The sequence below is a fragment of the Nonomuraea sp. NPDC049784 genome (assembly GCF_040659615.1).
GTDB lineage: Bacteria > Actinomycetota > Actinomycetes > Streptosporangiales > Streptosporangiaceae > Nonomuraea.
Genome location: NZ_JBFAMX010000303.1, coordinates 1 through 11,703, shown reverse-complemented (window position 1 = coordinate 11,703; position 11,703 = coordinate 1). Strand labels below are relative to the sequence as shown.

Here is an 11,703-nt window from a genome sequence, read left to right as displayed (position 1 = left end):
CCGCTTGGGCCCCAGCGCGGGGATGCGGGTCAGCGCGCGTACCCCCGCGGGAATGCGGCCGCGGAGCTCCTCGAGCTGCGTCAAGGTGCCGGAGCGCAGATATTCGGCCACCTTCTTGGCGATCGACTCCCCTACATTCGGGATCTGCCGCAGCTCGCCGGCGTCGTAGTCGGCGATGTCCGCCACGTAAGCGCCGATGGAGCGGGCCGCCTTCTGGTAGACGCGGATCTTGAAGTCCTCACCGCCGGTGATGGCCAGCAGGTCGGCATACTCCTCCAGCATGGCGGCCACGTCGTCGTTGGTGCGTGCCATGTCGCGTCGTCGCCTCCCTCCCGGACTCCCCTATCCCGAAATCTCGGCAACTATCGGATTCTGACCTGCGCATCCGGCTGCCCCGCATACCCCGGACAGGGCATCGCCAAACCCGGTGGCCGAGCTGTTAGCGGCTCATGGCTTGGGGTAGCCGCGCTGGTAGGCGAGGGAAGGGGGGTGCGGAGATCATGCGCACGCGCCGAAGCGACTCTGAAACACCGGTACAGGCAGACAGTCCGCAGGCCAGGATCGCGGCCGTGGCCGGCGTCGGCGCCGCTGTGGGCGCCGCTGTGGAGTACCTGTTCGATCCCGACCGCGGCCGAAGTCGCCGGGCGAAGGTACGTGACCAGGCCTCGCACGCCACACATGAGCTGACCTACGGGCTCGGCCGGCTGAGCCGTGATCTGAGGAACCGGTCGCGTGGCGTCGCCGCGGGGACCCGCTTCCGGCTGGCCGGCCGCTCCGCGGACGATCGGATCCTGTACGAGCGCGTACGAGCCCAGATCGGCCGCTACCTGGCCCATCCGCACGCGGTGGAGGTGAAGGTCGAGGAGGGAGTGGCGCGGCTGGACGGCGACGTGCTCAGCGGCGAGGACCGGCGCGCGGTGCGGGGGGTTCGCCGCATCCCCGGGATCAAGTCCGTCGACGCCAGGTGGCGCGTCCACCGCGACGCGTCGGAGGTGCCGCGGTTCCAGGGCACGTCCCGCGTCCGGTCGCCCGTCCCTGAGCTGTTCCAGCAGCACTGGGCTCCGTCGGCCCGGTTCCTGGCCGGTACGGGCGCCGCCGCCCTGTGGATCTTCGCCCGCCGGTTCCCGCGAGCCATCTCCTGGCCGCTGCGTGGCGCGGGGCTCGTACTCGGCGCCCGCGCCGCCACCAACCTGCCGCTGCGCCGCCTGACGGGCATCAACGCCGGCCGCCGCGCCGTCGACGTGACCCGCGCGGTCTCGATCGCGGCGCCTCCTGAGCGCATCTGGCCGCTGGTGAGCGACTACTCCATCTTCGCGAGGATCATGCCCGACGTCCGCGAGGTCCGGCGATCCCCCGATGGCAGGCGGTCACACTGGGAGATCCGCGGCCCCATGGGCCGGGCAGTCCGCTTCGACGCCGTGGAGACCGGCCGGCAGGAGGGCAGCCACATCACGTGGAAGTCCCTCGAGGGCCAGCTGATCGCCCACACCGGGGAGGTGCGGCTGGCGCCCGAGCAAGGCGGCAAGACGCGGGTGCAGGTGCAGCTGACCTACAACCCCGTGGCGGGCGCCGCGGGCCACGCGATCGCCCGGCTGCTGGGCGCCGACCCGGGAACCAGGCTCAAGGAGGACCTGCTGCGGCTGAAGTCGTACATCGAGGAACAGAAACAGCCCGCGATGAGCGGGTAACCAGCGAGGGGGACATGTCTCCGGGTGGACGCGCCGGGCACTGGTGGCCCGGCAGGCGTTCGCGCACAGAGACGCCGACGGCCAGCGAAACTCCGGCCGAGGCGGTGCACATCATGCTGGGCTCGATCGCGCTGATCATCGCGGCCGGGCTGGTGGTCCTGAGCTTGTCCGCCGGGATTCCCATGCTCACGGCGGCCATCGGCGTCGTGATCGCGCTCATCGTGACGGACATCATGCTCGCCTTCCGCCGTTCCCGGCGATCCGGGGAGGGGTCGTGACAGGAATCAAGCAAGCCGGCGAGAAGAAGCTGATGCTCTTCTCCGGCCGCGCGTACCCCGAGCTCGCCCAGGCGGTCGCCAAGGAACTGCGGACCGAGATCACTCCGACCGTGCTGCGCGATTTCGCCAACGGCGAGATCTATGTCCGGTTCGCCGAGTCCGTCCGCGGCTCGGACGCGTTCGTGATCCAGTGCCACGCCAGCCCGATCAACGCCCGGATCATGGAGCAGCTCATCATGGTCGACGCGCTCAAGCGCGCCTCCGCGCGGCGCATCACCGTGGTGACGCCGTTCTTCGGATACGCCCGCCAGGACAAGAAGCACGGCGGCCGCGAGCCGATCTCGGCCCGGCTGATGGCGGACCTGTTCGCCACCGCCGGGGCCGACAGGCTCATGACCGTCGATCTGCACACGGCACAGATCCAGGGGTTCTTCGACGGCCCCGTCGACCACCTGCACGCGCTTCCCTTGCTCGCCGAGCACGTCACCCGGCACGTGGACACGGAGCGGCTGACCGTGGTGGCGCCGGACGCGGGCCGGGTCCGCGTGGCGGAGAAGTGGACCGACCGGCTCGGCTGCCCGCTGGCGATCATCCACAAGCGCCGGAACGCCGAACGGCCCAACGAGGTGAGCGTGCACGAGGTGGTGGGCGAGGTGGCGGGGCGCACCTGCGTGATCATCGATGACATGATCGACACCGGCGGCACAGTGGTACGGGCCGCCGAGGCGCTCACCAGCCGGGGCGCCACCCAGGTCATCGCGGCCGCCACCCATGGGGTGCTCTCCGGCGACGCGGTCGAGCGGCTGGAGAAGGCCAACCTGGCCCAGCTCGTCATCACCGACACGCTGCCCACTCCTGAGCGTTTCCCCTCCGGCAAGCTGGTCGTGCTGTCCATCGCTCCGTTGCTGGCCCGCGCCATCAACGAGGTGTTCCGGGAGGGCTCGGTGACCAGCCTGTTCGAGGGCGAGAGCTGATCGCCGGCGCCGCTTGTTCGCCGGTCAGCGGGCGGTGACCGGATCCCCCACCCGGATCCGGCCCGGCTCGCGGGGCACCAGGCGGACGCCGAACCAGGTCTTGCCGTCCCACTTGCGGTGCCTGGCCAGCGTTCGCAGCGGTTCCTTGCCCTTCACCTGGGTCTCCGGATCGATCGTGGTCACCGCGCAACGGTCGCAGAGCTCTGAGACGCGGAAGGGAACCGTACCGATGCGGACCTCGCGCCAGCCGTCCTCCGCGAATGCCTCCGCACCCTCGACGATCACATTGGGACGGAACCGCAACCGCGACAACCGCCCGGGCGCGTCCTCACCTCGCGTGGCCGCCTCCTCGGCCAGCCACCCGTCCAGGACGCTCGCGGACGACTCCGAAACGAGCAGGAGCGGCGCGTCCCACGCGAAACTCACCACCTCGCCCGGCAATCCGCCATGCGCCGGATCGATCGACCTCCGCCCGGGGTCGTCCAGCCAGACCAGCCTGGCCGGGCGCCCCAGCAGCTCGGTGAACCAGGCATGCGCCGCCCCGTCGGCGAGCACCGCCTTGTCCAGCCCGGAGAAGCCGACCGGCGTCGCCTCACCCGTGGCGGGCGGCACGGTCACCTGCTCCATCCCTCGTGCCGTGAGCCGCAGGCCACCCACGGGAGTGGGGTGCGCGGTGACGGAAGCCAGGCGCGGGAACTCGCCGAGCCACAGGTTGTCGCCGTGCTCGTCGACGACCGCCCACCGGCGGTCCCCGTCCAGCCCCCAAGGGTGGACGGTCGCCTCCGACAGCGAGTGACTTCCTCCCGATTTGAGCGGATAAATCAGGATTCGATCAAGAATCATGGCCGCAGCTTATCCGGTTCAGTAACCGGCGCAAGGGTCTGCTGAAATCACGGCCTCATCTCTCGAATCAGGCGTCAGGCGCACCGAACTGGGACACCAGCGTGCGCAGGCCCGCCAGGACCTCCGCCCCCGTCGGGGATTGTTCCGGGTCGTTGAGCCATTGCGCCATCACCCCCAGCAGCAGCGCGAGGTGCACCGAGCCGACAGTACGCACCTCGCGCTCGGGTATGTCCGCCTCGTCCCCGCCCACGAGGTGGGCGGCCATGCCGCGGCGGCCCTCGCGCTGCCCGGCGACGAGCTGGTCACGCAGCTCCGGCGAGTGCTCGGCCTGCACCATGGCCTCCAGGTTGGCCAGCCACAGCGTACGGTGCTCGCCGATCGAGGCGATGAGCTGCTCCCAGAGCGCCTCGAAGCGCTCGGCGGGTGCGGCACCCGACGAGTCCACGGCCGCCATCGCCGCGCCGATCTCCTCGCCCCACTCCCGCATCGCCTCCACCAGCGCCGCGTTGAGCAGCGCCTCGCGCGAGCCGAAGTGGTAGCCGATCGCGGCCATGCTGACCCCGGCCGCCGCCGAGATGTCGCGGACGGTCGTGCGCGCCCACCCCTTCTCCTCCAGGCAGCGCCGCGCCCCGGCCAGCAGATCCTCACGGTTTCCCATGGCGGGCAAGCGTAGCACGCATGCATGAGACAAACGTCTTGCGCGTACGCGCAAATCTGTCGTACGGTGGCGGCCTCGACCTACAGAAGGGAAACCCCATGCGGATCCTGATCTCCGGCGGCAGCGTCGCCGGCCCCGCCCTGGCCTACTGGCTCCACCGCCACGGCCACCGGCCGACGATCGTGGAGCGGGCGCCCGCCGTGCGCGGCGGCGGCGCGGCCATCGACTTCCGTGGCTCTGCGCTGCAGGTCCTGGAGCGGATGGGCCTGCTGGAGGAGATGCGGCGGCACGAGACCGGGATGACCGGGATGACGCTGGTCGACGATGCCGGCGCCGCCCTGGCCGAGCTGCCGGCCACCGCCATCTCCGGTGACCTGGAGGTGCTCAAGTCCGACGTGACGGCCATCCTGTACGAGGCCACCCGCGACACCACCGAGTACCTGTTCGACGACAGGATCACCGCGCTCGACCAGGACGACTCCGCCGTCCACGTGACCTTCGAGCGCAACGAGCCCCGTACCTTCGACCTGGTGATCGGCGCGGACGGACTGCACTCGGCCGTGCGCAGGCTCGCCTTCGGCCCCGAGTCCCGCTATGTCCGTCACCTGGGCATCTACGGCGCGCTGTTCACCGTTCCCAACATCCTCGGCCTCGACCGCACGGGCCTGATGCACAACACCACCGGCCGCAACGCGCTGGCCTTCCCCGCCCGCGGCAACACCGAGCTACGGGTCGGTCTGTCATTCGGGGCCGACCACCTGGACTACGACCGGCGCGACCGCCGTCAGCAGGAGGAGCTGGTGGTCAAGCACTTCGCGGGCGCGGGCTGGGAGGTGCCCCGGCTGCTCGAGGCGATGCACGAGGCCGAGGACTTCTTCTTCGACTCCTCCGGCCAGGTGGTGATGGACTCCTGGTCGACCGGCCGGATCGCGCTGCTGGGCGACGCCGCCTACTGCGCCGCCCCCTCCTCCGGCCGCGGCACCTCCCAGGCGCTGATCGGCGCGTACGTGCTGGCCGGCGAGCTGGCCGAGGCCCCCGGCCACGCCACCGCCTTCGCCGCGTACGAGCGGCGGCTACGCGACTACGTCGAACGCAACCAGCTGCACGGCCGGACCGCCGCCCGCTGGTTCCTCCAGCCGCCCACGGAGCCCCCGGCGGAGGTGGCCGAGGACGTGGTGCCGCTCAAGCACTACGCATGACCTCGACCCGCACCGCCGGGTCAGCCGAGGCGGGCCAGTTCCTCCTCGCTGAGTTCCAGGCCGACGGCCGCGACGGAGTCGAGGATGGTCTCCGGGCGGCTGGCGCCTGGAATGGGGATCACCACGGGGCTGCGGGCCAGCTCCCAGGCGAGGCAGACCTGCTGCGGAGACACTCCGCGCGCCTCGGCGATCTCGGTGAAGGCCGCGTTCCGCTCACTCAGCTCCCCGGTACGGCCGACGCCGCCCAGCGGAGACCAGGGGAGGAAGGCGAGGCCGAGCTCGGCGCAGACGTCGATCTCGGGCTCGCTGGTGCGGAAGCGCGGGGAGTACTCGTTCTGGACGCTGACCAGGCGGTTGCCGAGGATGTCGTGGGCGAGCCTGATCTGCGCCGGGTTGGCGTTCGAGATGCCGGCCATCTGGATCTTGCCGGCGTCGTGCAGGTCCTTGAGCGCGCCCATGGTCTCCTCGTACGGCACCCGCGGGTCGGGCCGGTGGTGCTGGTAGAGGCCGATGCTGTCCACGCCGAGGGCCTTCAGGGAACGGTCGCAGGCCTGCTTGAGGTACGAGGGGCGGCCGTCGATGTCCCAGCCGGAGGGCGTACGGGTATGTCCGCCCTTGGTCGCGACGAGCACCGTGTCGGCGTCGCCGGCCCACAGCGCCAGGGCGCGGGCCACCAGGCGCTCGTTGTGGCCGACGTCGTCGTGCGAGGGCGTGTAGGCGTCGGCCGAGTCGATCAGGGTCACCCCGGCGTCCAGGGCCGCGAGAATCGTACGAATCGACTGGGTTTCGTCGGGCATGTGTCCGGCCACCGACATGGGCATGGCGCCGAGCCCGATGGCTCCCACCTGGCGGTTTCCGATGGCGCGCGTTGTCAGGACGTTGTGCATGAGAACACCCTGCCTGCTGGAGCGCACTCCAGGTCAAATGCCCCGTACGATCGGCTCCGGCCACCGCGTCAGTCGAAGAACCGCGTCAGATGCTTGACGACCGTTTCCGGTTGTTCCTCGGGGATGTAGTGGCCGCTGCCGGGTACTTCGACCACCTCGACGTCGGTCCCCTTGTCGGTGAGGACCTGCCGCAGCAGCCGATAGCCTCCCTCCCCGCCTCCCAGGGCCAGGATCGGCGCGGTCACAGGCCCGTACGTCTTCTCGTCGGCGATGTCCTGCCCGAAGGCCCGGTACCAGGCGTTGCCGGCCCGGATCGCGTCCGCGGTGGAGTAGGCGTGAGCGTAGATGTCCCGGTCGCGGTCGCTGACAGCGCTGGGATCTTCTATCAAGTAGTCGCACATCCAGTCGATCAGCTGGCGTGACCGGCCTTCCAGCAGGCGTTCGGGCAGGCCGGGAACCTGGTTGAACGCGAACCACCACAGGAAACGCCCCGGACCCGCGTGGATGTCGCCGTCGACCTGCTGGCGCCCGGGGCGCGGCAGCAAGGAGTGGTTGTAGAAACGGTCGTCAGGATGAGCGATGTCCAGCAGCGCGATCCGCCGCGTACTCGCGGGATGGTTCGCCGCGAAGGCATAGGCGACCATTCCGCCGATGTCGTGCCCGGCTATGTTGACGGCGTCGTGGCCGAGATGGCGCATCAACGCGTGGATGTCGCCCGCCATGGTCTTCTTGTCATAGCCGGAGGCGGGCTTGTCCGAGCCGCCCATCCCCCGCAGATCAACCGCGATCACCCGGAAACGCTCCGCCAGCGGCGGCATGATCTTGTGGAACTCCCACCAGGTCTGCGGCCACCCGCCCAGCAGGACCAGCGGCTCACCCCGGCCGCCGGCCACATAGTGGAGGCGGATCCCGTTGACGTCGGCATGGCTGCTGACGAACCCGCCCTCCAGCGAACGTGCCAGCTCCACGTCAGATACTGCGTGCGACATGAGACCTCCGAATCGCGGATCGTACTACTGGGGCAGGCCGAATCTCTTGGCGAACGCGGACAGTTCCTCGCGCTGCTGGTCCGGCTCGGTGGCGGCGGTGTTGACCACGACGCGGGTGACCCCTTGGGCGGCGAGCTCCTCGATCCGTTCGACGGGCATGTCGATGGAGGCGAAGCGGGTGTATTCCAGCGCGTCCGGGTCGCGGCCGGCCTCCGCCGCGCCGGCGCGAGCGAGCTCCCACTGAACGGCCCGCTCCTGCGCGTCCAGAGCGCCGCCGGGGAAGTAGCCGTCGCCGCGCCTGCCGGCCCGGCGCGCGGCCGCCCGGCTCGATCCCCCGATGTGGATGGGCAGCTGCGCGACCTGGTAGGGCTTGGGGAAGCTGACCAGGTTCTCGAAGGAGAAGAACTCGCCGTCGAAGCTGACCCCCTCCTCACCGCCGCCCCACAGCAGGCGCAGCACGTCGATCGCCTCGTCGGCGCGGCGGCCGCGCGTGGCGAAGTCGACCCCCACCGCCCGGGCCTCGCCGGGCAGGGCGCCCAGCCCTGCGGTCAGCAGCCGCATCCTGCCCCTGGACAGCACGTCGATGGTGGCCAGGCGCTTGGCCAGGATCACCGGATGGTGGTACGGCAACAGCAGCACGCCGGTGCCCAGCAGGATCCGCTCCGTGGCCGCGGCCACGAAGCTCAGGCAATCGAGCGGATCGACGTAGGGCAGCGTGGGCGGCAACTCGTACGGCCCAACTGCGGCGCCGGGATACAGCACGATGTGCTCGGGCAGGTAGAGCGACTCGAAGCCGCACTCCTCCGCGAGCCGGGCGAAGGCCACGATCTTGTCGGGGTCGACCCCGAAATGGGGCGTGCTGTAGCTGACGCCGAACTTCATCCTCTGTTTCCTTCGGCTCGTTCCGGAGGGGCGGACCGGATCGTAGAACCTTGACGCTGACGTCAAGGCAAACCGGTCTTTCCAGACGATGAGCCGGGCCACTTGGGCGATGCCGGGAATGCGAAGCCCAGTCCAGTTTGGTGGCCGCAGGTCCCGCCATGCCGGGCGGGCCGACAGTAAACTGCCCGATATGCGGCGATTGAGCAGTACGGTGGTCGTGGTGGCGGGGGACGGGGCCGCAGATGTGGTCGCCGGGCTGGACAGGCTGCACAACGTGCGGGCGATCCCACGGGGAGAGCGCCGGCCGGCCGAGGTGATGGAGATCGCGGGGCGGTCGGCGGCGACGTACGTCGTGCACGACGCCGATCCGCTGGCCGATGTGGCCACGGCGTGGACGGCGTACTTCGACGGCACGGGAGTGGCCGGCGCCCTGGAGGTGGCCATCGAGGCCGCGCTGGGCGAGCTGCGCGCCGACCGGCTGACGCTGCCCGACTACTACCTGGTGCTGGACCCCGACGGGATGACGGAGACGTGGCGGCACTGGTGGCTCGGGGTGCTGGGCGGAGCCGCGCCCGTACGGGTCGTGCCGGTGCACGCCTCGGCGGGAGCCGTCGCCGAGGAGCTGGGACGGCTGACGGCGGGGCGGTGGTGGCCGGCTGACCTGCAGACATGGCTACGCGGGCTGCCCCGAGTGGTGCCCGACCAGGCCGGGCTGCCCCGCTCCGGCGCGGTGGTGGCCTAGAAACCTCTGCGGTCCACCAAGTCCGCAACAAGTCGTCCACCATTCCCCTGCAACTCGCGCTCCCTACCTTGAGAACACCGGTCCTCGATGGCCGGACTTCGCAGGGGAGGGGCTCAATGAAACAGGTCTACAAGGTCCTGGCCTACCTGGTCGCGATCGAGGTAGCCGTGCAGGCGTCGATGGTGGTCTGGTTTGACGCCGGACTCAGCAAGTGGATCGATGGGGGCGGCGTGGCCGACAAGACGCTCGTCGAGAGCGGGGAAGCCCCGTTCCCCGAGTTCCTGGGCGTCATCATCCACGGCATGAACGGGATGTTCGTCATCCCGGCCCTCGCGCTGCTCCTGCTGATCTCCTCGTTCTGGGCGAAGGTCCCCGGAGCCGTGAAGGCGGCCGGGCTGGTGCTCCTGCTGGTCGTCCTGCAGGTCACCTTCGGCCTCTTCGGCCACGACATCCCGCTGGTGGGCGCCGTGCACGGCATCAACGCGCTGCTGCTGTTCGGCTCGGCGATCTACGCGGCACGTCGTGGCGCGGCCGTGAGCGCGCCCGCCGCCGTGCACCCCGTGGCCAACGGCTGACGGCGCGTCTCATGCTTCGCCATCCCCCGGGCGGCCGCGTCCGTCTCATCGTCGCGTGCGCCGCGACGGTGGCCGTACTCGGGCCGCTGATCTGGCTCTGGCAGGACAGCCTGCTGCCGGAAGCGTACTCGGTCATGGACATGGGGTACGCCGACTACGGGGGCGGACCGCACGGCTCCTCCCAGCACGAAGCGCATTCGGTAGGAGGAGCCTCGGCCCATGCAGGTCATGGACCGGCGGCCGGGCGCGACGTGACGCAACTGACCGCCGACGCCGGCCGCCCGGCCGACGTCTCGGTGACCCTGGTCGCCCGCAAGCAGCGCTTCCAGCTGCCCTCCGGCCGCACGTTCGACGGCTACACGCTCAACGGCCAGTCCCCCGGCCCCGTCATCAAGGCCACCAAGGGCCGGCTGGTGCAGGTGCGGCTGATCAACGAGTCGGTGCCGGGGGGCATCACGCTGCACTGGCACGGCGTCGACGTGCCCAACGCCGAGGACGGGGTCGCCGGGGTCACGCAGGACGCGGTCGGCATCGGCAAGGAGTTCACGTATCGCTTCGTCGCGGATCGTGCGGGCACTTTCTGGTACCACTCTCACCAGATGTCACACGAGCAGGTCCGAGGGGGGCTGCTCGGGGCGCTGGTGGTCGAGCCGGGATCACGCAAGGGCGAGGTCACCGACGCCGTGGCGCTGGTGCACCTGTACAACGGGGTCCGCACCGTCAACGGGCGCGAGGGCGACGTGCACGTCGAGGCGGCGCCCGGCGCGCGGGCGCGGGTACGGGTGATCAACACCGAGTACGGCGTCATGCCGGCCTGGGTCAGCGGCACGCCGTACCGGCTGGTGGCCGTCGACGGCACGGAGATCAACGGGCCCGCACCGGTGACGGGCAAGGCCCTCGCGGTCGCCGCCGGAGGACGCGCCGACATCGAGGTGACCATGCCCGAGGACGGCTCCCCGGTCCGGATCCACCTCGGCGGCCCCGCCGGCGTCGTGCTCGGCTCGAGGTCGTACGACGCGCCTGCGGTGCCGCGACCGGCGGCGACGCTCGACCTGCTCACGTACGGCACCCGTGCGCCGCTCGCGTTCGACCCCGGCAAGCCCGACCGGCGGTTCGAGTACGACGTGGGGCGCCGCCCCGGCTTCCTCGACGGGGTCCCGGGGGTGTGGTGGACGATCAACGGCCACCTCTACCCCGACGTGCCCATGTTCCACGTGGCCGAGGGTGACGTGGTGCGGATGCGCATCTCCAACCACAGCGGTGAGGGCCATCCCATGCACCTGCACGGCCACCACGCGGTGGTGCTCAGCCGCGACGGCGTGCCGGCCACCGGCAGCCCCTGGTGGGTGGACTCCCTCGAGGTCGGGGCCGACGAGTCGTACGAGATCGCGTTCGTCGCCGACAACCCCGGCGTCTGGATGGACCACTGCCACAACCTGCCCCACGCCTCGGAGGGGCTCGTCACCCACCTGATGTACGAGGGGGTCACCACCCACTTCACCGTGGGCGGCTCGGCGGACAACGAACCGGAGTGAGCTGCTACACGCCGCGGAGAGCGTCGCGTTCCCAGAGCGGCGAGCCCCAGCGGCGGGCGATCTCCACCGCGTGCCCGAAGTGCCCGACGGCCTCGTCCCGGCGGCCCAGGAGGAGGGCCAGCTCGCCCAGCGTGTGCGCCACCGGGCGCAGCGCGAGGGAGTGGGTGGCGGCCCCCGGCACCACGTCGCGGATGGGGAGCAGGGCCTCCACCAGGCCCTCGGCCTCGTCACGCGCGCCCAGCGCAACAACGGCCATCGCGCGTAGTGTCGCGAAGACGGAGTGGTAGAAGTCCTGGCGCAGCGGCGGCAGGTCGCGGCGCACGGCTCTCGCCTCGTCCGGCCGCCCGGCGGCGGCCAGGGACAGGGCCAGCACGTCGGCGAGGAGGGGCCCGCCCGCCTCGTACAGCCGCCGCACCGCGGGCTCGTGCTCGCCGATCCGGCCCTGGCTGATGC

13 protein-coding genes and 1 pseudogene are annotated in these 11,703 nt (G+C 70.8%); 7 read left to right on the top strand and 7 right to left on the bottom strand.

Annotation, left to right across the window (positions count from 1 at the left end; translation table 11 throughout):
- A pseudogene (locus AB0J09_RS39615) lies at positions 1–312 on the bottom strand (DNA polymerase/3'-5' exonuclease PolX); the annotation flags it as partial.
- A 257-nt stretch (positions 313–569) separates the two neighbouring features.
- Between AB0J09_RS39615 and AB0J09_RS39610 the strand changes: the two are divergent.
- From AB0J09_RS39610 to AB0J09_RS39600, 3 genes are all read left to right on the top strand, one after another.
- Positions 570–1,688 carry an SRPBCC family protein gene (locus AB0J09_RS39610; RefSeq protein ID WP_360702725.1) on the top strand — a complete coding sequence of 373 codons (1,119 nt, stop codon included), beginning with the start codon at positions 570–572 and terminating at the stop codon, positions 1,686–1,688.
- A 113-nt stretch (positions 1,689–1,801) separates the two neighbouring features.
- Positions 1,802–1,966, top strand: a complete 165-nt coding sequence (locus AB0J09_RS39605; protein WP_360702723.1) for a hypothetical protein — start codon at positions 1,802–1,804, stop codon at positions 1,964–1,966.
- Positions 1,963–2,940 carry a ribose-phosphate diphosphokinase gene (locus AB0J09_RS39600; RefSeq protein ID WP_360702721.1) on the top strand — a complete coding sequence of 326 codons (978 nt, stop codon included), beginning with the start codon at positions 1,963–1,965 and terminating at the stop codon, positions 2,938–2,940. The genes AB0J09_RS39605 and AB0J09_RS39600 overlap by 4 nt, the downstream gene beginning before the upstream one ends.
- Before the next feature lie 24 nt (positions 2,941–2,964).
- Here the strand turns inward: AB0J09_RS39600 and AB0J09_RS39595 are convergent, their stop codons facing one another.
- On the bottom strand, positions 2,965–3,783 hold the full coding sequence (locus AB0J09_RS39595; RefSeq protein ID WP_360702718.1) for an MOSC N-terminal beta barrel domain-containing protein: 819 nt from the start codon (positions 3,781–3,783) through the stop codon (positions 2,965–2,967).
- A gap of 67 nt (positions 3,784–3,850) precedes the next feature.
- Positions 3,851–4,441, bottom strand: a complete 591-nt coding sequence (locus tag AB0J09_RS39590; RefSeq protein WP_360702716.1) for a TetR/AcrR family transcriptional regulator — start codon at positions 4,439–4,441, stop codon at positions 3,851–3,853.
- A gap of 98 nt (positions 4,442–4,539) precedes the next feature.
- Here AB0J09_RS39590 and AB0J09_RS39585 point away from each other — a divergent pair, with 98 nt between their 5' ends.
- A complete protein-coding gene (locus AB0J09_RS39585) occupies positions 4,540–5,640 on the top strand; it encodes an FAD-dependent monooxygenase (protein ID WP_360702713.1) in 1,101 nt (366 codons plus the stop codon).
- Between the two features lie 20 nt (positions 5,641–5,660).
- On the opposite strand, the gene AB0J09_RS39580 is transcribed toward AB0J09_RS39585, so the two are convergent.
- The 3 genes from AB0J09_RS39580 to AB0J09_RS39570 form a co-directional block, all read right to left on the bottom strand.
- Complete coding sequence (locus AB0J09_RS39580) at positions 5,661–6,527, bottom strand: aldo/keto reductase (protein WP_360702710.1); 867 nt, start codon at positions 6,525–6,527, stop codon at positions 5,661–5,663.
- A 68-nt stretch (positions 6,528–6,595) separates the two neighbouring features.
- Positions 6,596–7,516, bottom strand: a complete 921-nt coding sequence (locus tag AB0J09_RS39575; RefSeq protein ID WP_360702707.1) for an alpha/beta hydrolase — start codon at positions 7,514–7,516, stop codon at positions 6,596–6,598.
- A gap of 24 nt (positions 7,517–7,540) precedes the next feature.
- Positions 7,541–8,398 carry a TIGR03619 family F420-dependent LLM class oxidoreductase gene (locus AB0J09_RS39570; protein ID WP_360702704.1) on the bottom strand — a complete coding sequence of 286 codons (858 nt, stop codon included), beginning with the start codon at positions 8,396–8,398 and terminating at the stop codon, positions 7,541–7,543.
- A gap of 190 nt (positions 8,399–8,588) precedes the next feature.
- On the opposite strand from AB0J09_RS39570, the gene AB0J09_RS39565 reads away from it, so the two are divergent.
- From AB0J09_RS39565 to AB0J09_RS39555, 3 genes are all read left to right on the top strand, one after another.
- The gene (locus tag AB0J09_RS39565; protein ID WP_360702702.1) at positions 8,589–9,140 is read left to right on the top strand and encodes a hypothetical protein; all 552 of its coding nucleotides are present in this window, start codon (positions 8,589–8,591) and stop codon (positions 9,138–9,140) included.
- Positions 9,141–9,256: 116 nt separating this feature from the next.
- Positions 9,257–9,715, top strand: a complete 459-nt coding sequence (locus AB0J09_RS39560; RefSeq protein WP_360702699.1) for a hypothetical protein — start codon at positions 9,257–9,259, stop codon at positions 9,713–9,715.
- Positions 9,716–9,726: 11 nt separating this feature from the next.
- Positions 9,727–11,250: a multicopper oxidase family protein gene (locus AB0J09_RS39555; RefSeq protein ID WP_360702696.1), complete on the top strand. Its 1,524-nt coding sequence runs from the start codon at positions 9,727–9,729 to the stop codon at positions 11,248–11,250.
- Between the two features lie 4 nt (positions 11,251–11,254).
- On the opposite strand, the gene AB0J09_RS39550 is transcribed toward AB0J09_RS39555, so the two are convergent.
- Positions 11,255–11,703, bottom strand: a 449-nt coding sequence (locus AB0J09_RS39550; protein WP_360702694.1) for a tetratricopeptide repeat protein, incomplete at its 5' end; no start/stop codon positions are given.

What these genes read in the sequence shown, in the direction of transcription:
- AB0J09_RS39605 (WP_360702723.1), top strand. Translation starts at nt 1,802, where the DNA reads ATGCTGGGCTCGATCGCGCTGATCATCGCGGCCGGGCTGGTGGTCCTG.
- AB0J09_RS39595 (WP_360702718.1), bottom strand. Translation starts at nt 3,783, where the DNA reads ATGATTCTTGATCGAATCCTGATTTATCCGCTCAAATCGGGAGGAAGT.
- AB0J09_RS39590 (WP_360702716.1), bottom strand. Translation starts at nt 4,441, where the DNA reads ATGGGAAACCGTGAGGATCTGCTGGCCGGGGCGCGGCGCTGCCTGGAG.
- AB0J09_RS39585 (WP_360702713.1), top strand. Translation starts at nt 4,540, where the DNA reads ATGCGGATCCTGATCTCCGGCGGCAGCGTCGCCGGCCCCGCCCTGGCC.
- AB0J09_RS39580 (WP_360702710.1), bottom strand. Translation starts at nt 6,527, where the DNA reads ATGCACAACGTCCTGACAACGCGCGCCATCGGAAACCGCCAGGTGGGA.
- AB0J09_RS39575 (WP_360702707.1), bottom strand. Translation starts at nt 7,516, where the DNA reads ATGTCGCACGCAGTATCTGACGTGGAGCTGGCACGTTCGCTGGAGGGC.
- AB0J09_RS39570 (WP_360702704.1), bottom strand. Translation starts at nt 8,398, where the DNA reads ATGAAGTTCGGCGTCAGCTACAGCACGCCCCATTTCGGGGTCGACCCC.
- AB0J09_RS39565 (WP_360702702.1), top strand. Translation starts at nt 8,589, where the DNA reads ATGCGGCGATTGAGCAGTACGGTGGTCGTGGTGGCGGGGGACGGGGCC.
- AB0J09_RS39560 (WP_360702699.1), top strand. Translation starts at nt 9,257, where the DNA reads ATGAAACAGGTCTACAAGGTCCTGGCCTACCTGGTCGCGATCGAGGTA.
- AB0J09_RS39555 (WP_360702696.1), top strand. Translation starts at nt 9,727, where the DNA reads ATGCTTCGCCATCCCCCGGGCGGCCGCGTCCGTCTCATCGTCGCGTGC.